Below are 17,653 nucleotides of genomic sequence, written 5' to 3'. Positions count from 1 at the left end.
CCTGCCCGTCGCGACTTTTCCGGTTTCCCCCGCGACGCCGGGGCCTCATCTTCGCCTTCATGAACGATCACGCCGGGCATCGCACCGACTTCACGGACTGGTACGCCGCCCGCTGGCCGCTGCTCAGCGCCGGCGGTGTCTGGCTGCGCGGAGGCGAGCTCAATACGGTGCCGCCTGCCGAGTGGGAGCGGCGTCCGTACCGCGTGCTGGTGACGCGCCTGTCGACGTACCGCGATACCGCCGTCTCGACTTCGCACCTGCTGATCCACGCGCTGCTGGCCCAGCTGGACGGCGTCTATCCCGACCTGGCCTGGCTGCCCCCGCCGCGCGACGGCGAGATGATGACGGAAGACGGCGTGCCCTGGCTGCTGGGCACGCAGACGAAGCACGGCGTACGCGCCTTCGATTGCCTGGCGGTCTCCCTCTCGGTGCCGCAGGAAACGGTGAACCTGGCGGCGATGCTGCTGCGCAGCGGCATTCCCACCCACCGCGAAGAACGGCTGGATGATGCCACGTCGCCGCTCGTCATCGCCGGCGGCGCCAGTGTCGGCGCAGCCGCGGCGCTGTACGGCGACGAGGCCGGGGTCGACGGCATCTTCGTCGGCGACCGCCACGATGCCATCAGTGAGATGTTCCGCCGCTGCCGTGAAGGACGTGCCCGCGGGCTGGACAAGCGCGCGATCCTCGCGACGCTGGTCGATATCAGCGGCTTCATCCTGCCCGGCACCCCCACGGCCGCAACGCCTGCTGCGCGCGCTCCGGCCGCCGCCGGGGCCGCAACGCCGCTGCCGCCGGCCTCGGCGATGCCCGTGAGCTATGACCCGGCGCGCACCGGCATCGTCACGGTGCCGGTCACCGAGGGCTGTCGCTGGAAATGCAGCTTCTGCTACGAGTCGTGGCTGCACCCGCAATACCGCAGCGTGCCCGGCGACGACATCGATGCGCGCGCCCGCGAACTCAAGGCGTGGTCGGGCGCCCATCGTGCCGAGATCTTCAGCTTCAACTTCGACATGCACGAGGACATCCGCGGCATCATCGACCGGCTCAGCGGGCGCTTCGACCGGCTGGGCCTCAAGAGCCAGCGCTTCGACCAGCTGGCCGGCGACCCGCGCATGCTGGAGTTGATGCACGCCGTCGGCAAGACCAGCATCACCTGCGGCATGGAGGGCATCTCGGACCGCCTGCGCGCCTACCTGAACAAGCGGCTCGAGGATGCGAAGCTGCGTCGGGCCCTGGTGGCCATCGCCGCGGCGCCGCTGCGGCAGGTGAAGATCTTCCTGATCGCCACCGGTCGCGAGCGCGACGACGACTTCGCCGAGTTCGCCGCCCTGCTGGCCTGGTTTCGCGAGGAGCTGGCGGGCCAGGGCCGGCGGCCGCGCATCATCTTCTCCATCACCCCGCTGGTGCATTTCCCTTCCACGCCCCTCGTCTTCGAGGCGCCGCCTTCGCCGGCCCAGGTGGCGCAGGTCGTGCGTCGCATGGCCGTCACCATCAAGCGCGCCGGGTTCCAGGTGCGGGCCGCCGCGCGCGATCCCGAGGCGATTGTCTCGCAGGCACTGGTCAGCGGGCGGCATCCGGCGGCGCCGGCCAGCGAACCGTACACCCCCGACGGTGATGCGCGGGCCGTGTGGCGCGCCGTGGTCGCCGCCGTGCGGGCGCACGGCTTCGTCTACTACGACGCCATCACGCACGACTTCCAGGTCGACTTCCTGGACCGGCTCGCCCGCGAGGGTGGCCTGGGGGACGCCCCGCACGCGGAGGGGGCGGGCCCGTCGCAGCGGCCGCCCGCGGTCCTCGGCACGGCCGAGGAACCGGTGCGCCGCGTGCATGCGCTCAGCCTGCGCGGGCTCGACGCCCCGGCCGGGCCGGCCGTCGCTGCGGCCGCCCCTGCCGACCGCGCCGTGCGACCGCCGCGTTCGGCGCGTGCCGGCGACGCCGAAGTGCCCGCGATCCGGCGCCGCGTGCTGGCCGCGCGCCGCGACCGCCGCGAGGTGACGTTCGCCGTAGACCTTGGGCCGGCCGCCGCCGGACTGTCGCGCGGCTACGTGGCGGCGGCGCTCGGTCGCGCCTTCATGCTGGCCGACGGCGAACTGGTTGACACCTTCCGCGGTCCCGGCAGTTCACGGTGGAGCCTGAAGGATCTCCCGTGCCGCCTGGTGGGACACGATCGCCTGGGCCTGTTCTGGACGACGGCGGGCGCCGCGCGCGTGGAGGCCCGCTGCCTTGAAGACGAAGTGTTTGTGAGTGGGGTGAACGCGGCCTTTGCCCCGTGGGGCCGACTCCTCGGCGGCAATGTCGCCGACCTGCCGCAGCCACGGCTGGCCTTCGCCGCCCCGTTCGCGGCCGACGGCCCGGCCTGGCTGGCCGCACACCACCTCCGTTACGTGCAGCGGCGGCTGCCGGACGGTCCCGGCTGCCGCTGCGAGGTGGCGCGCGATTCACTGCGCAAGAAGCTCGTCCTGGACTATTCGCAAAGGCAGCTGCCGGACGGCGGCTGCGAGGTGGAAGTCGTTCCCGGCGAGCGCTTCGAGCCCGAGACCTTCTGCCGCGAGGCCTTCGCCCTGCCCGAGCCCGCGGATCAGGCCCGCATCACCGCATCGGCGAGGTTGTTCGCCATTCCCGCCGCCGCGGCAGTCCCTTGACCGCGCGGAAGCTGACCAGCTTCTGCTGCCGCTCGTCCCACAGGTTCATGGCCATCGACCGCAGGCTGCGTCGCAGCGTCAGCGGCTCGATGTGCTGCAGCGTCGGCACCGAATCCTGGCATGCCTGCAGGTGGTAGTTGGGGATGCGCGGGCGCAGGTGGTGGATGTGGTGCAGCCCGATGTTGCCGGTGAACCACTGCAGCACCCGCGGCAGCTTGTAGTAGGAACTGCCCATCAACGCGGCCTCGATCGGCTCCCACTCCTCGTGGCGGCTCCAGTGCGCGCCTTCGAACTGGTGCTGCACGTAGAACAGCCACACGCCCACGGTCCAGGCGATGACGATCACCGGCAGCTGCACCAGCAGGTAGTTCTGCAGCCCGAACGTCAGGCTGGCCACGACGCCGATCGCCACCAGCGCCAGGTCGTTCAACAGGACGCTCAGGACGGCGGCGCGCCCCGCGCTCGGCCGCGGGATGCGGTAGGCGATGAGCGACAGGTAGAACGGGACGATCAGCAACAGGAAGAACGGATTGCGCACGAGCCGGTAGCCGAGGCGCTTGCGGCGCGACGAGGCCAGATACTCCTCCACCGTCATCGTCCAGACATCGCCCGTGCCGCGGTTGTCCAGGTCGCCGGCGGTCGTATGGTGCTTGATGTGCGAGTACTTCCAGTCGTCGAACGGCGTAAAGGTCAGGATGCCGGTGATGGTGCCCACGATGCGGTTGGCCCGGCGCGACGCGAAGAACGAGTCATGGCAGCAGTCGTGGAAGAAGATGAAGACGCGCATCATCAATGCGGCGGTCGGCAGCGCCAGGATCAACGTCACCAGGTAGGGCCAGCCCTGCAGGCGCGTGTAGACCATGAAGGCCAGGAGCGACAGGTAGGGGACCAGCGTGTTGACCATCTGCCAGATCCCCTTGCGCGCGTCCGACCGGCCGAAAGGCGCGATCTCCCGCGACAGGGTGGCCTTATCGATCATCGCGCGCAGGCGCGGCGACTCCGTCATGCTATCTCCTCGGTCGAACGCCGATGTTGGTGGTTGCGTCCTGCCTATTTGACGGGACGCTGCCCCAGGATGCGGGCAGGCAGGGTGATGATGGCCTTGAACAGAGCCAACACGGCTCCGACAGTGATGCCGACGAGCCGGAACGGGATCAGCAGCAACCAAACCAGAGGATAAAGGAACAGTCCCAGCACGGCCACCGGCCAGCACAGGACGAACAGGATGCACCACAGCAGGAACTTCAGCACACGAATCCTCCGGTTGCCGGGGAGCATAACCGCTGGGTGCCGCGGGACCAAGCCCGATCAGGCCATTCGGTCCCCGCAAAGGCCCCTATTGCCAGGTTCGGACACCGCCCGGGGAGCGTAAATCGCTTGAAATGGTCCGGAACTTGCGATAACGTCCATGGGTGTTTTTCAAGGCTGTTTTCCACTTCCGGTCCGCCCGCCTGCCGGCGCCGGGCTCGGAGGTCAGGATTTCCCCGGCCCCCGGGGGATACGGTCCGGCACCGGCCGGGCCCGATGGAAGCGCAAGGGGTCACGCCGGAAGTGGCCGGCGGCCCTGCGCGCTTGTAAGCCGGACAGCCGGCATTTGGAGAGACGACCGTGAAGAAACTGTACGTGGGCAACCTGCCCTTCAGCGCGACCGAGGACGAGATTTCCCAACTGTTCGGCCAGCATGGCACCGTTCACTCGGTGGCGCTGATCAATGACCGCGAGACGGGCCGTCCCCGCGGCTTCGGCTTCGTCGAAGTCGACGATGACGCCATTCAGGCGATGATCCAGGCCCTCGACGGCAAGGAACTGGGCGGCCGCGCCCTCCGCGTCAACGAGGCCCAGGACCGTCCGCGCGGCGGTGGCGGCGGCGGCGGTGGCGGCGGCGGCGGCCGTGGCGGTTACGGCGGTGGCCGTGGCGGCGGCGGTGGCGGCGGCGGCCGCTGGTAGTTCCGGCCCACGCAATGACGGATATCGCCCCGCTGCCGCAAGGTGGCGGGGCGGTTCCTTTGCCGGTGCGGACGTCCCCGCCGGATTCCGCTCCTGTGCGACCCAGTCCATCAGTTGCGCAATCGTATGATTGCGGACGGGATTTATCGCTATTATCATCCACCCTGCGGTCCCTCGAAATACGCCAAGCCGGCCCCTGCCGGTACGGCATCAACCTGCCCTGGAGGGAGCGCATGAATATCCGCAACGCATTCACGGCCACTGTGCTGGCACTGCTGACGGCGGCCCTGCCCGTCACCGCGGCGACCCATTTCGTCCAGCAGGACGCCTTCGCCTTCTCGCCCGATGTCCTGGTCATCAACGTCGGCGACACCGTCACCTGGCAATGGACCAGCTTTTCCCACACGGTCACCAACGGGACCGGTTCCACCGACCCGAACGTGGGCCGGAGGTTCGACGGGGCGCTCAACTCCTTCAACCCGACGTTCTCCTTCACGTTCACGACGGCCGGCACCGTGCCCTACTTCTGCCGTCCGCATGAGCTCATGGGGATGTCCGGCACGGTGATCGTGCAGAACACTTCGGGCGTGGACCAGGTGCCGGCACGAGGCCCGCTGGCCCTCGGCAGTGCGCCCAATCCGTTCAATCCGCGCACCCTGATCAGCTTCACGCTTCCTGCGGACGCGAACGTGCGCCTGTCGGTGCACGATGCCGGCGGCCGCTTGGTGCGCGTGATCGAGGACGGCGCCGCGCTGGCGGCCGGTCGCCACGAGAGGGCCTGGGACGGCATGGGCGATGACGGCCTGGTCGTGCCGGCCGGCGTTTATGTCGCGACGGTCGAAGCCGGCGATGTCCGCGAGACCGTGAAACTGACGCTCGCGAAATAGCCGGCCCCTGCACCAGCAGCGCCCAGCGGCCCCGGCCGGATTGCCGATCACCTGATGCGGCGCCCGGCCGGGGCCGTCGCGGATGTGGACTGTGACCGCGACACTGTGACCGCGACACTGTGACCGCGACATGACCGCCGGCAGGCGTTACCATGTCCCGGAGCAGGCACACCATCGCATCGACCCGGGGGGCAGGACATGTCGCTGGGCGGATCCTATCGCAGGGGCGGCAAGAAGCGCGGGCCGGCCAAGGCACCGACGCCCGAAGAGATCGCCAAGAGGCTCAAGGAACTGAAGTCGCTGGCCTCGCCCCGTTCCAACTACCGGGAATTGTCGCTGGCGATGCACGGGATGATCTGTGCGAAGTGCGCCCGCGAGTTCACCGAGAAGGACCGGCACCTGCTGACCGTCCACCACAAGGACGGCAATGACCGCAACAACCCCGCCGATGGTTCGAACTGGGAGAATCTCTGCGTCTACTGCCATGAGGACGAGCATAGCCGGCAGCGGCTGGCCGACTACCTGAGCGGCGACTGAAGTCGTGAGGGTGGGTGACGGATCCTGCCGGACCACCCGTTCGGGCCGTTCCTACCAGCGAAGCGTGGCGCGCGCGTTCAGGCGGCGGCCCGCGCGCGCCAGCACATCCTGCAGCTGATGCTCCGCGCCCGGGTCGCCGTAGCGCTGGTCCAGGGCGTTGTCCAGGCCCAGGTCGACCTGCAGTCCCCTCAGTGGCGTCCACCAGGTCAGGTCCAGGTTGACCACCGCGCAGGCCGGCGCGTGGTTGCCGGCCAGCGTGGCCCTTCGGCTGAGGTGCTGAAACTCGAGCGCGCCGGCCACGGCCTTGCCCTGGCGCGGCGTCGAGAGGTTCAGTTTCACCAGACGGGCCGGAGCGTTCGTCAGGAGCGTGCCCGTGGCGCGGTCCTCGGCACGCTGTGCGCTGACGCTGAGGCGCCCACGCAGGCCCGGAAGCAGGCGGGCATCGAGGTCCAGTTCGGCGCCGAAAGTACGGGCATCGCCCGCGTTGCGGAACACGAGAAGCGTATCGACCGGGTCGATGTACTGCTCGATGAGCTCCTCGATCCGGTTGTCGAACACCGAAAGGCCCAGCCGCACGTGATCACCCAGGTCGCGTTCGCCGACGGCTTCCCAGGTGTGGATGCGTTCCGGTTCAAGATCCGGGTTGCCCTTCTGCGACAGCCCATCCCCGTAGTACAGCTCATAGGCGTTCGGGGACCGGAAGGCTTCGCCGTAGAGCAGCTTGACCGTCGTCAGCTCGTCCAGGTGCGCGACCAGCCCGCAGCGCGGTGACAGGGTGCCGCCGAAACTGCGGTAGGCATCATGTCGCAGGCCCAGGTACACGGAAACCCGGCCGGACGGCGCCCACTCGTCCTGCACATAGACCCCGAAGTTCTCGTGCAGGTGTTCCTGGTCCAGAAGCGACTCGAACGGCTCCACGATGACGCTGGACTGGCTGGCGGCCGCCGAGCGGCGCGCATCGACGCCGGCGACCAGGCGGTGGCTCTTCAGGTGGGCGTTCCACTGGATCTCGCCGCTCCACCAGCGTCCCCTGGCCACTTCGTGCTGGACCTGCCGTTCCTCGGGCTGGCCCTCCGCGGCGTTGTCGAGCGGATAGTCACCTGTGCATTCGTAGTCGTCATAGGCGATGCGGGCGCGCACCGCGGCGGCATCCGACAGCGGATGGCTTCCCGAGAGGTCGACGGCCGTCCTCTCGTCGCGGATCATGGCGCCGTCGTCATCGAAAATCATGCCCCATTCGCCGGTGGGAATGCGCTTGTCCCGGCGCATCCAGTTCGCCGTGAGCTGGATCCCGCCGCGCCGGTACTTCGCGAAGACGTGTCCGGCCTCTTCCCGGTCGCCGTCGACCGACAGTCCGTTGTTGGTGGACGGGTCGTCATACTCCGCGAAATGGATGTCGTCGCCGTCGGTCCGGAAGCCGTCGGCGGCCAGCAACAGGCTGCCCTTGTCGCCCACCTGTCCGCCCCAGGCGGCCCGGACGCCCTGGCGCTGCCGGCTGCCGTACTCGATGCCGGCCTCGGTCGCATCCCATTCGTCGCCGTCCCAGGTCACCAGGTTGATCACCGCGAAGAAGGCCCCGGCGCCGTACAGCGCACTGCCAGGGCCACGGATGACCTCGATGCGCTTGACCATGGCCAGATCCACGGCGAGTTCGGCACCGGCCGAGGCGGTTCCATAGATGATGTCGTTGGCCGTATGCCCGTCGTGGAGAACCAGGACGCGCGTATTGTAGTCGCCCGGACGCCCGAAGCCGCGAACGCCGATGTAGTCGTAGGAGCGGTCGTTGGTCACATGGAAGCCGCGAACCGAAGCCAGTACCTCGCCCAGCGTGCGGTAGCCGTGCGCGGCGATCTCCTCGGCCGTGATCACCGTGACGGCCGCGGGCGCGTCGGTGATCTTCTGGTCGTAGCTGGACGCACCGTAGACCACATCCATGTCCGTCAACTGGCCGAGGTCGAATTCGGTGTAGTCGGTGGCCGTGCCGGATACCGTCGACGGCTGGGCGGACGCCGGCGCCGTTGCGGCCAGCGCACACAGAAGGAGGGCAGGCGCCCCGATAGCGCTTCCTGGTCTGCTCACGATGCGTTCCCGTCAGTTCCGGGGCGGCCCTGGGCGCGCCGGTCAGATCCGGCTCAGGAGCGTCCCTCGCCAGCGGGATATCGGCTGCTCACCGAGCCTTGTTGAGTCCTATTTGTCCTTATAGCGCCTCGTTCCCTGCCGATAACCGCAGGGTATCAATTTCGGCCCGGTCGGGTCGCCGGGGGTGTTTGGCAGCCCGGCGTCCGCATCGGCAAGTGGTGTCCAAGGGTGGAAGGCGGGTCGTGGTCCGCACGCGGAGCATTGCCGCTGTCATGGCGCTGGCACTGGCGGTCACGTCCGTGCCTGCCTTGCCGTCCGAACCTGTCACGCCGGAGGCGCAGATCAAGGCGGGCATCGTCTTCAACCTGGCGCTCACCACCTCCTGGCCCGAAGGCTCCCTCCCGCCGACGAATTTCGTGATCGGCGTGATCGGGCACGACGCGTCGGATCCGTCCCTGACCGGACTCGCGGGAAAGGAGTTGCGTCGTCGCTCGCTCGTGCTGCGCGACCCGATGTCCGCCGCCGCCGCCACCGAGGCGCAGATCGTCTACATCTCGCGCTCGCGCCAGGCCGACATCAGGTCCGTCCTGGACTCGCTTGCCGGGCACCCGTTGCTGACCGTCAGCGATGTCGACGGCTTCTGCGAGGCCGGCGGCATGGTGCAGTTGCGGCGCGACCGCAATCGCATCCAGCTTCGGGTCAACCGCGAGGCGGCGGAACGGGCCGGCCTGCGTTTCAGTTCGCAACTGCTGAAGGTGGCCGAGATCGTGGAAGGGGGCGACTGAGTGAAGCTCGACTTCAATGCCTCGCTCAGCCGCCGGCTGAGCCTGATCGCCACGCTGCCGGTGATCATCGCCATGACCCTTGTGGCCCTGATCGTGACCGTGGACCAGGCCCGGCGCGAGCAGACGCGCCTGCGCGACCAGCAGCAGAGTGTGGCGTCGATCGTTGCCGCCAACTGCGCCGCGTCGCTCGTCTTCGACGACCGGGAGTTCGCGCGCGGCAGCCTGGCCTCGCTGCGCGTGCTGCCGCAGGTTGTCGGGGCGCGACTCTACGACGCCGATGGTCGCTCCTTTGCCGCCTTCGGCGAGGTGACCAGGACCCCGGTGCAATTCGCCGGCGAAACCGGTGTCGCGAGCGACGAGCCGACCATGGTCAGCGCGCCGGTCGTCTGGCAGGGGGAACGGGTCGGCACCATCGTCGTCATGGGCAGCCTCGACGCCCACCATCGGCAGCAGACGGCCTACGCCGCCGTCATCGGACTCGGTTGCCTGCTGGTGACGCTGGCGGCCGTCGTGCTCGTGCATCGCCTGCAGCGCCGCATCACCGGGCCGTTGTCTGACCTGGCCGTCGTCGCGCGCCGCGTGTCGCATGAACAGGACTTCACACTCCGTGCGCCGCCTGCCGCCGACCGCGAGCTCAGTGTGCTCGTGGATGCCTTCAACGAGATGCTCGACCAGATCCGCGAACGTACGGTGGCCAAGGAGAAGGCGGACGCCGCCAACCAGGCCAAGAGCGATTTCCTGGCGAACATGAGCCATGAGATCAGGACGCCGATGAACGGCGTGCTCGGGATGACCGGGGTCCTGCTCGACACGCCGTTGACGGCCGAGCAGCGTGAGTACGCCAGCATCATCTTCAACTCGGGACAGTCGCTGATGGCGATCATCAACGACATCCTCGACTTCAGCAAGATCGAGGCCGGCAAGCTCGAGATCGAGACGCATCCGCTGCGCATGAGCACCCTGGTCTCGGAAGTTGCGGAACTCATGCGCGCCAGCGCGGAAGCCAAGGGACTGGCGATCGTAGTCGAGCTGGAGACCGGCGGTGTCGACGACGTGGTCGGCGATGCCGGTCGCATCCGCCAGATCGTCACCAACCTGCTCAACAACGCCATCAAGTTCACGGAGCGTGGCCGGGTGCGCATCACCGCCTCCGGCAGGGCGCTCGGTGACGGCACGGCGCATTGGGATATCGCGATCGTCGACACCGGCATCGGCATCTCGGCCGACCGGCTGCCCGAACTGTTCAGCCGGTTCACGCAGGCCGATACGTCGACGACGCGCCGCTACGGTGGTACGGGGCTGGGCCTGGCCATCTGTCGCCAGCTGGCCGGCCTGATGGGCGGCAGCGTGGCCGCGACAAGCCGCGTGGGCGAGGGCTCGACCTTCCGCCTGCAGTTGACGCTGCCCGTGGCCGAGTCGAGCCAACTGGTGGAACCCGCAGCGGCACCACCGGCCGCGACAGTGGAAGCCCTGGCCGGCCTGCGCGTGCTGCTGGCCGAGGACAACGTGTTCAACCAGAAGGTCGCCCAGATGACGCTCGGTCGCTTCGGGTGTCGCGTCGACACCGTGGCCAACGGCGCCGAGGCGGTGCGGATGGCGCAGGACTTCGTCTACGACGTGATCCTGATGGATTGCCAGATGCCGGAGATGGACGGCTATGCCGCCACGGGCCTCATCCGCCGTTCGGACGGAACCGCTGCCACGGTGCCGATCATCGCCATGACGGCCCACGCCATGCCGGGCGACCGCGAGCGCTGCCTGTCCGCCGGCATGGACGACTACCTGAGCAAGCCCGTGCGCGCCGAGGATCTGCGCGACGCCCTGCTGCGTTGGGCCGGTTCCCGCCGTCAGCCGGCCCATTCCTGATCGCCGCTAACGGACGCTGCTTTCCCTCACCAGGAACTGCATCAGGGCCATGGCTTCGTCGTTCGTGACGTCCAGGTCGGCCATCGGCACCCCGTACTGCTCGACCATGGCGCGTGTCAGCGAATCGTGTTCCGCCATCCAGGTCGGCGCCGTGATCTGGCGGTGGAGCCAGGCCTCGGTCCGGCGTGCGGCGATGCCGCGCAGGTCGGGCGCGTTCTCCGCAGTGCCCATTTCGTGACAACCCGTGCAGCCCTTGGTGTCGAACAGTACTTCGCCGGTTGCCGCCAGGGGCGCGACCAGCATCATGGTTTCCAGCGCCCTCGGCCCGAGGTCCAGGGCCGCGGCCGAATCGGCGGCCGTCGTCGCCAATGTCGCCGCCGTCGCCGGCCCGCCGGCGGGCCTGGCGGCAGAGGCGGCTGCCTGTTCCGCCTGCGGGTCGCGCCGGCCGCAACCGGCCAGCGTCAGCACCAACAGGGCCGGCAGGAGCAGAGCCGGCAGGAGCAGGGCATGGGGCCCCATCACTTTGTTCGTCTGCATTTCGGTACTCTCCCGGATGAAGTCGGCCGCGGTCACCCCCGGGGCGACCGCGGCCTTCAAGATGCCACAATTCGGCCCCAACCGCCGCACGTGGTCAGTGCCCCTGCATCTCCTGCAGCAGGTGGCCCGCATCGTAGATGTCGCGCAGCGCCATCGCGATGCCGGCCGCGTGCACGGACACGGCGCGGTTGGCCGTGTCGTCGAAGACGAAATTGCCGGCCAGGCTCTCGATGTTGCCGTCAAAGACCAGTCCGACCAGCCGTCCGTCCCGGTCGACCACGGGCGAGCCCGAATTGCCGCCGGTGATGTCGCAGGTGCTGACGAAATTCAGGGGCGTGGCCAGGTCCAGCCTGGCCATCCGCTCCCTGAAACGCTTCGTCAGGGCGTAGGGAGGCTTCCCGCCGAACGACAGGGCGCGGTCGACCAGGCCGTGGAAGGTGGTCATGGCCGGCGCCCGCGTCCCATTGCTGGGGTAGCCCTTCACTTCGCCGTAGGACAGGCGCAGGGTGAACGTGGCGTCGGGCGGCGCCGTCCTGCCGTAGACCGCGAAGCGCGCCGCGCCGAGCATCTCGCCGCCCGCTGCGACCAGGCTCTCGACGTTCTCCTCCTGCCACAGTTCCTGTTCGCGCAGCAGCGGATCAAGGGCGCGCGCCATGACGATCAGGGGATCGGTGCTGGCAGCCACGGCGTCCGGACCGCCTTCGAGCAGCGCCTGTCGCATGGCGGGCTCGGCCAGCTTCGTGCCCTGGATGAGCGCTGCAGCCCGGTCGGCCGGCGACATGCCGTCCAGCGACAGGCGCGCGAACACATCGTCGGGATCCAGTTCCCTGGCCACCCGCTTCAGCGTCTGCTCCAGAAGGTACTGTTCGAGTTCCGGATACACGGGGGCCGGCGACAACAGGCGGAAGCGCTGGCGGCGCAACTGCGCGTCGTGATAGCCCTCGAGCCGCTCACCGTCCGGCTTTCGCGACTCGGCCACGAACCGCACCAGTCCCAGGGCCGTGCGCGCGAGCCCGAACCGCGGGACGGTCCGGCCCTCGATCTCCTTCTGCCGGGCCAGGCGAGCCTGCTCGGCCTTCGCGATCAGGTCCCACGCACTGCCGTAGCGGGCCTGCAGCGCGGGGTCGCCGGCAACGCGCGCCCGGAAATCGGCCTCTTCCCGCTCCTTGCGGGACCAGATGGCCGGGTCGAGCAGGCCGCGGTATTCGCCCTGGCGCGACTTGCGGCCGTTGTTCATGCCCGACAGCAGGGAGCCGGCCTGGCGCGCCTGCTCGGGCCCGCGGGCGGAGTACGCCTCGAGCGCGGCGATCGTCTCGTCGAGGTACTTCTCGGCGCGCGGGAAGGTGTGGTCGCGCATGGACTGCAGCTGGGCAACCGTCAGCAGTCGCTCCGTGGTGCCGGGGTGACCGGGGACGAAGACGAGGTCGCCCTCGCGCGCGCCGCCCGTGTTCAGCGGCAACCAGGCCGGGCTGGCCAGCGGTCGGCCGTTCTCGTAGACGCGGAACAGGGCCATGTCGAGGTCGTGACGCGGGAACGTGAAGTTGTCGTCATCGCCCCCGAAGTAGGCGGCGTCGGCCTCGGGCGCGAAGACCAGGCGCACGTCGGTGAAGCTGCGATAGCGGTACAGCCAGTACTCGCCGCCGTGGTACAGCGTCACCACGTCCGATTGCAGCCCCGTCGCTTCCTGACTGGCCTTGGCGATGGCCGCGCACGCAGCCTGCCGGGCCGCCGGCGCCCCGGGGCCGGAGGCATCGGCCGGCAGCGCTGCCAGCACGCGCGCCGTCACGTCCTCGTACGACTGGAGGATGACCACTTCCAGGTCCGGGCATTGCAGCTCCTGGGCGCGCGTGCGGGCCAGGAAGCCGTCGGCCACGTAGTCGCGATCGGCCGACGACAATTTCTGCTGTTGGCCTTCAGCCACGTGCGCGTTGGTCAGCACCAGGCCGTCCGGGCTGACGAACGAGCCCGACCCGCCGCCGATGCGCACGCACGACAGTTGCAGTCGCTCGAGCCAGCCAGGTGTTGCGGTGAAACCGTACCGCTCCTGCAGCTGCGCATTGGGCGGGTTGTCGAAGGTCCACATGCCCTCGTCGGCCAGGGCGGCGGTGGAAGTGGCCAGGGTGGCCAAGACCAGGGAGGCCAAGACCAGGGAGGCCAAGACCAGGATGGCTGTGACCAGAACAGCGGTGATGGTTGCGCGCTGGTGCAGGCAAGGCATGAGTTCCGTCTCCGTTCCAGGGCGTGGGGCGCGTACCGTGACAGTGCGGGCGGAGGTTCGCCCGGCCCGATCGCGACGGGAAAACGATAGCCCCTGGCGGGTCCGGGCGGTAGTCTGGCGACCATGGAGACGCTGGAGCGGCACCTGGAACCCTTCGCCGCGGCGGCCGGCAGGCCGCCGTTCCGCGTCATGGCCAGGCTCGAACGCAACGCCGGTAGCCTGGCCTTGCGCGTGGCCATGACCGGCCCCAGGCTGCTGGTTCCCGCGACGGACGGCGAACAGCCCGGGCGTCGCGACGGCCTGTGGCAACATACCTGCGCCGAACTGTTCGTGGGGGCCGTGGGCCGGCCCGGCTACCTCGAATGGAACCTGTCGCCGTCGGGCCACTGGAACCTGTACCGCTTCGACGGCTACCGCGAGGGTGGGCGCCCTGAGCCGGCGATCGCCGCCGCGGCGCCGCGCGTGACCCGGGCCGGCAGCGAACTGGTCCTGGAGGCCGACCTGCCGCTGGCGCCGCTGGGGCTGGCTGCCGATCCGCTCGAACTGGGACTCAGCGCGGTGCTGGAGGCGACCGACGGCACGCTGTCCTGGTGGGCGCTGGTCCATCCGGCCGCGCGGCCCGATTTCCACGATCGCCGCGGCTTCCTGCTGCGGCTGGCGCCCGCCTCATCAACCGGAGGGAACGAGCCATGATCCGTCACCATCACCAGCAGGTTGCCGGCGCCCGGGTGGCGTTCGCCCTTGCCGCACTCCTTGTCGCCGTGCTCGCGACGCCTGCGTCGGCCGTGCTGCCGACCGCCGACCAGCCCGTCCGCAACCTGTACCTGATCCGCCACGGGGAATATGTCCACGACGAGAACTGCGACGAAGCGGTGGGCTGCGAACTGGACGCGCTCGGCCGCGAGCAGGCCCGGCTGGTGGCGGCGCGACTGGACGCCATGCCGGTCGTCTTCACCTCGCTGCAGACCAGCCCGCTGACCCGGGCCCGGGGCACGGCCACGATCATCGCCGCCCAGATGCCGGAGCTGGCGCCGCTGGTGCAGAACGACATCCGCGAGTGCACGCCGTCGACGCGCCGGCAGGACGTCATGGATGGACTCGAGCCCGGCGAGGCCGTCGAGTGCGAGGTGCAGCTGAATGCTGCCGCACTGCGGCTCCTGGTGCCGGCGACCGGTACAGCCGATGCCCACGACATCGTCGTCTGCCACGGCAACGTGATCCGTTGGCTGGTGTGCCGCGCCCTGGGTGTGGACCCGCAGGCGTGGCTGGGCATGAGCATCGCCAACTGCAGCCTGACCATCATCCAGGTGAAAGCCGACGGCTCGTGCAAGCTGATCTCGTTCGCCGACAGCGGGCACATCCCGTGGTCGCAGACGACGTATCCGGGTGTCATCTGGAATCCGTGATCCGGTCTAGTACCCCCGCTGGTACTGCAGCGGCACCGGCGCCGCCTGGCCGAGCGCCAGTGCCGCGCGCAACGGCCAGTGCGGCTCCCGCAGCAGCACCCGGCCCAGCAGCACGACGTCGGCCTGGCCTTCACGCACGATCGCGTCGGCCTGCGCCGGCTCGGTGATGAGGCCCACGGCGCCGGTGGCCACGCCGGCCTCGCGCCTGATTCGTCCGGCGAACCGCACCTGGTAGCCGGGGCCCACCGGGATCGCGACGCCCGGAACGTTGCCGCCCGAGGAGCAGTCGACCAGGTCGGCGCCCAGCTCCTTCAACTCGCCGGACAGGGCCACCGACTCGTCCTCGTTCCAGCCGCCTTCCACCCAGTCGGTGGCCGAGATGCGTACCCATAGCGGCAGGTGGTCCGGCCAGACGGCGCGCACGGCGGCGACCACCTCGCGCGCCAGGCGCGTGCGGTTCGTGAACGAGCCGCCCCAGCGGTCATTGCGAAGGTTCGACAACGGCGACAGGAACTGGTGCAGCAGGTAGCCGTGCGCGGCGTGCACCTCGACGACCTGCGCGCCGGCCGCCAGGGCCCGGCCGGCGGCGGCCGCGAAGGCGGCAATCACGCCGGCAATACCCGCCTCGTCCAGCGCCTGCGGTACGGGGTAACCGTCGGTGAATGCCAGGGCGCTGGGCGCCGCCTGGTTCGTCCAGCCGCCGCCGGCGACGGCCAGCGGGGCGCCGCCGCGCCAGGGCGTCGCGGTCCCGGCCTTGCGGCCCGCATGGGCCAGCTGGATGCCCGGCGCCGCGCCTTGCGCCGCCACGAAGGTGAACACCCGGCGCAGCGGCTCCACGTGCCGGTCGTCCCAGATCCCCAGGTCGTCGGGGCTGATGCGCCCTTCCGGCAGCACGGCCGCCGCCTCGGCGATGACGGCGCCGGCGCCGCCCGCGGCGCGGCTGCCGAGGTGCGCCAGGTGCCAGTCGGTGGCCAGTCCGTCGTTCGACGAGTACTGGCACATGGGCGACATGACCACGCGATTGCGCAGGGTCAGGCCGCGCTGCGTGAAGGGGGTGAACAGGTGGTCGTCCATGGAGGTCCTTTCGCGGGGGCGCAGGGTGGCGCTGCGCCGGAAATCACCGGGGCGCGAAACGATGCTGCATCTTATCATGGTGCGAGCGTTTCGCAGACCCCTGACCGCGCCGCGCGCGCGCGCCGGAGGCCGCAGTTGCTACAACCTATCCTGATCATCCTCGTCTCGCTGGGTGCCATCACCCTGGGCGCCGAGTTCCTGGTCCGCGGCTCGTCGCGCCTGGCGCTGCGGGCCGGCGTCTCGTCGCTGTTCGTCGGCCTGACCATTGTCGGGTTCGGCACCTCCTCGCCCGAGCTGGGAGCCAGCCTCACCGCCACCCTGCGCCAATCTGCGGATGTGGCCATGGGCAACGCCGTCGGCTCGAATATCTTCAACATCGGGGTCATCCTCGGCCTGACGGCGCTGCTGAAGCCGATCCGCGTGAAGCTCGCCGCTGTGCGGCGCGACCTGCTGGTCGCCGTCGGTGCGGCCGTGGTGCCGTGGCTGGCGCTGCCGTTCGCCGGGTACATCCCGCGGCCGGTCGGCATCGTGCTGTTGGCCCTGCTGGTGACCTACCTTACGGTCGCCTACCGCTCGGCGCGGCGGGCCCCGTCAGCTGAAGTGCGGCTCGTCGAGGAGGAGATGGTGCCCGCGCTCAGCGTGAAGAAGAGCTCTACCCTGCTGGATATCGTGCTGGTTGTCGCGGGCCTTGGGCTGCTGATCCTGGGCTCGAGCGGCTTCGTCGACGCCGCCATCGGCATTGCCCGCCAGATCGGCTGGTCGGAACTCACCATCGGCCTGACCCTGGTGGCGTTCGGAACGTCGCTGCCCGAACTGGTGACTTCACTGGTGGCGATGAAGCGCGGCGATTCCGAAATCGCCGTTGGCAACGTAATCGGTTCGAACATCTTCAACTCGTTCGGGATCGTGGGCGTCTGTGCGACGGTGGCGCCGCAGGCGGTCAATGCCAGCATCACGCTGCGCGATACGCCGGTCATGCTGCTGGCGACCCTGGCGCTGCTGCCAATGATGCACAGCGGCGGGCGCATCTCGCGGCTGGAGGGCGGTTTGCTGCTGGGGGGCTATATCGCCTATGTCTTCGTGCTGTTCCGGATGGGGGGCTGAGCGCCGCCCGGCGCCCTAGCGGTCCAGCCGGCGGCAGTAGGTGTACTTGGCGTCACCGGGCGCGTAGAAGTCCTCGAACACGCCGGCGGTATCGTAGCCGCTCTTCTCGTAGAACCCGCGGGTCGAGGCGTACTGCGCCTTCCCGCTGGTCTCCGCGTACAGCGCCAGCCCGCCTGCCTCGCGCACGCGCCGCTCCGTCTCGCGCAGCAGGCGCCGCCCCAGGCCGCTGCCCTGCTGGCCCGGATGCACCGCGATCCAGTACAGGTCCCAGCTCACGCTCGAGCACGGCACCAGGCCGTAGCAGCTGTAGCCCACCACCCGGCCGTCCTCGTCCGCGAACAGGAACTCGTAGCCGCTGGCCGGGCCCTTCTCCAGGCGCTCGGCCGCCAGTTCGGCCGCGATGGCGATCTCTTCGTCGTTGAAGTACCCGGTGGCGCGCACCAGGCCGGCAATCGCCTGCACGTCGCCGGGCGTGACCTGGTCACGGAACGGGGCGTGCTCCGGGTGATCGTGCGTGCGTTCACTGTGATCCATGCTGGCAAGCTCCCGAAGTCCAGGTTGCCGGCGCCCG

The 17,653-nt window shown here is 69.5% G+C and carries 16 protein-coding genes; 9 read left to right on the top strand and 7 right to left on the bottom strand.

Annotation, left to right across the window (positions count from 1 at the left end; genetic code table 11):
• The first annotated feature begins 59 nt into the window (after positions 1-59).
• Positions 60-2,642 carry a radical SAM protein gene (locus IPG61_19135; protein MBK6736138.1) on the top strand — a complete coding sequence of 861 codons (2,583 nt, stop codon included), beginning with the start codon at positions 60-62 and terminating at the stop codon, positions 2,640-2,642.
• Here the strand turns inward: IPG61_19135 and IPG61_19130 are convergent.
• Positions 2,590-3,504: a fatty acid desaturase gene (locus IPG61_19130; GenBank protein MBK6736137.1), complete on the bottom strand. Its 915-nt coding sequence runs from the start codon at positions 3,502-3,504 to the stop codon at positions 2,590-2,592. The genes IPG61_19135 and IPG61_19130 overlap by 53 nt on opposite strands.
• Before the next feature lie 188 nt (positions 3,505-3,692).
• Complete coding sequence (locus IPG61_19125) at positions 3,693-3,893, bottom strand: hypothetical protein (GenBank protein MBK6736136.1); 201 nt, start codon at positions 3,891-3,893, stop codon at positions 3,693-3,695.
• A 357-nt stretch (positions 3,894-4,250) separates the two neighbouring features.
• Between IPG61_19125 and IPG61_19120 the strand changes: the two genes are divergently transcribed.
• The 3 genes from IPG61_19120 to IPG61_19110 all read left to right on the top strand — a co-directional run bounded on the left by IPG61_19120 (position 4,251) and on the right by IPG61_19110 (position 6,013).
• On the top strand, positions 4,251-4,589 hold the full coding sequence (locus IPG61_19120) for an RNA-binding protein (GenBank protein MBK6736135.1): 339 nt from the start codon (positions 4,251-4,253) through the stop codon (positions 4,587-4,589).
• Between the two features lie 233 nt (positions 4,590-4,822).
• Positions 4,823-5,476, top strand: coding sequence for a hypothetical protein (locus IPG61_19115; protein ID MBK6736134.1), 654 nt, complete (start codon positions 4,823-4,825; stop codon positions 5,474-5,476).
• Positions 5,477-5,674: 198 nt separating this feature from the next.
• Positions 5,675-6,013, top strand: coding sequence for an HNH nuclease family protein (locus IPG61_19110; protein MBK6736133.1), 339 nt, complete (start codon positions 5,675-5,677; stop codon positions 6,011-6,013).
• Between the two features lie 51 nt (positions 6,014-6,064).
• Here IPG61_19110 and IPG61_19105 read toward each other — a convergent pair whose 3' ends face one another.
• Positions 6,065-8,092, bottom strand: a complete 2,028-nt coding sequence (locus IPG61_19105) for a TonB-dependent receptor (GenBank protein ID MBK6736132.1) — start codon at positions 8,090-8,092, stop codon at positions 6,065-6,067.
• Between the two features lie 242 nt (positions 8,093-8,334).
• Between IPG61_19105 and IPG61_19100 the strand changes: the two genes are divergently transcribed.
• Both IPG61_19100 and IPG61_19095 read left to right on the top strand, forming a co-directional pair.
• Positions 8,335-8,877 (top strand): YfiR family protein, encoded by a 543-nt coding sequence (locus IPG61_19100; GenBank protein ID MBK6736131.1) that lies wholly within the window; start codon positions 8,335-8,337, stop codon positions 8,875-8,877.
• Positions 8,878-10,743, top strand: coding sequence for a response regulator (locus IPG61_19095; protein MBK6736130.1), 1,866 nt, complete (start codon positions 8,878-8,880; stop codon positions 10,741-10,743).
• Positions 10,744-10,749: 6 nt separating this feature from the next.
• On the opposite strand, the gene IPG61_19090 is transcribed toward IPG61_19095, so the two are convergent.
• Positions 10,750-11,280, bottom strand: coding sequence for a c-type cytochrome (locus IPG61_19090; protein ID MBK6736129.1), 531 nt, complete (start codon positions 11,278-11,280; stop codon positions 10,750-10,752).
• A gap of 94 nt (positions 11,281-11,374) precedes the next feature.
• Positions 11,375-13,498: a S46 family peptidase gene (locus tag IPG61_19085; GenBank protein ID MBK6736128.1), complete on the bottom strand. Its 2,124-nt coding sequence runs from the start codon at positions 13,496-13,498 to the stop codon at positions 11,375-11,377.
• A 123-nt stretch (positions 13,499-13,621) separates the two neighbouring features.
• Here IPG61_19085 and IPG61_19080 point away from each other — a divergent pair, with 123 nt between their 5' ends.
• Positions 13,622-14,191, top strand: a complete 570-nt coding sequence (locus IPG61_19080; GenBank protein MBK6736127.1) for a DOMON-like domain-containing protein — start codon at positions 13,622-13,624, stop codon at positions 14,189-14,191.
• The gene (locus IPG61_19075; GenBank protein ID MBK6736126.1) at positions 14,188-14,904 is read left to right on the top strand and encodes a histidine phosphatase family protein; all 717 of its coding nucleotides are present in this window, start codon (positions 14,188-14,190) and stop codon (positions 14,902-14,904) included. The genes IPG61_19080 and IPG61_19075 overlap by 4 nt, the downstream gene beginning before the upstream one ends.
• A 6-nt stretch (positions 14,905-14,910) precedes the next feature.
• Here IPG61_19075 and IPG61_19070 read toward each other — a convergent pair whose 3' ends face one another.
• The gene (locus tag IPG61_19070; protein ID MBK6736125.1) at positions 14,911-15,978 is read right to left on the bottom strand and encodes an NADH:flavin oxidoreductase/NADH oxidase; all 1,068 of its coding nucleotides are present in this window, start codon (positions 15,976-15,978) and stop codon (positions 14,911-14,913) included.
• Positions 15,979-16,113: 135 nt separating this feature from the next.
• Here IPG61_19070 and IPG61_19065 point away from each other — a divergent pair, with 135 nt between their 5' ends.
• Positions 16,114-17,082 (top strand): calcium/sodium antiporter, encoded by a 969-nt coding sequence (locus IPG61_19065; protein ID MBK6736124.1) that lies wholly within the window; start codon positions 16,114-16,116, stop codon positions 17,080-17,082.
• Between the two features lie 15 nt (positions 17,083-17,097).
• Here the strand turns inward: IPG61_19065 and IPG61_19060 are convergent, their stop codons facing one another.
• On the bottom strand, positions 17,098-17,616 hold the full coding sequence (locus IPG61_19060) for a GNAT family N-acetyltransferase (protein ID MBK6736123.1): 519 nt from the start codon (positions 17,614-17,616) through the stop codon (positions 17,098-17,100).
• Positions 17,617-17,653 lie beyond the last annotated feature (37 nt).

The organism is bacterium (assembly GCA_016703265.1).
Classification (GTDB): Bacteria; Krumholzibacteriota; Krumholzibacteriia; order LZORAL124-64-63; family LZORAL124-64-63; genus CAINDZ01.
Note: the sequence above shows the minus strand (reverse complement) of the source record. Positions and strands in the feature narration are given on the sequence as shown.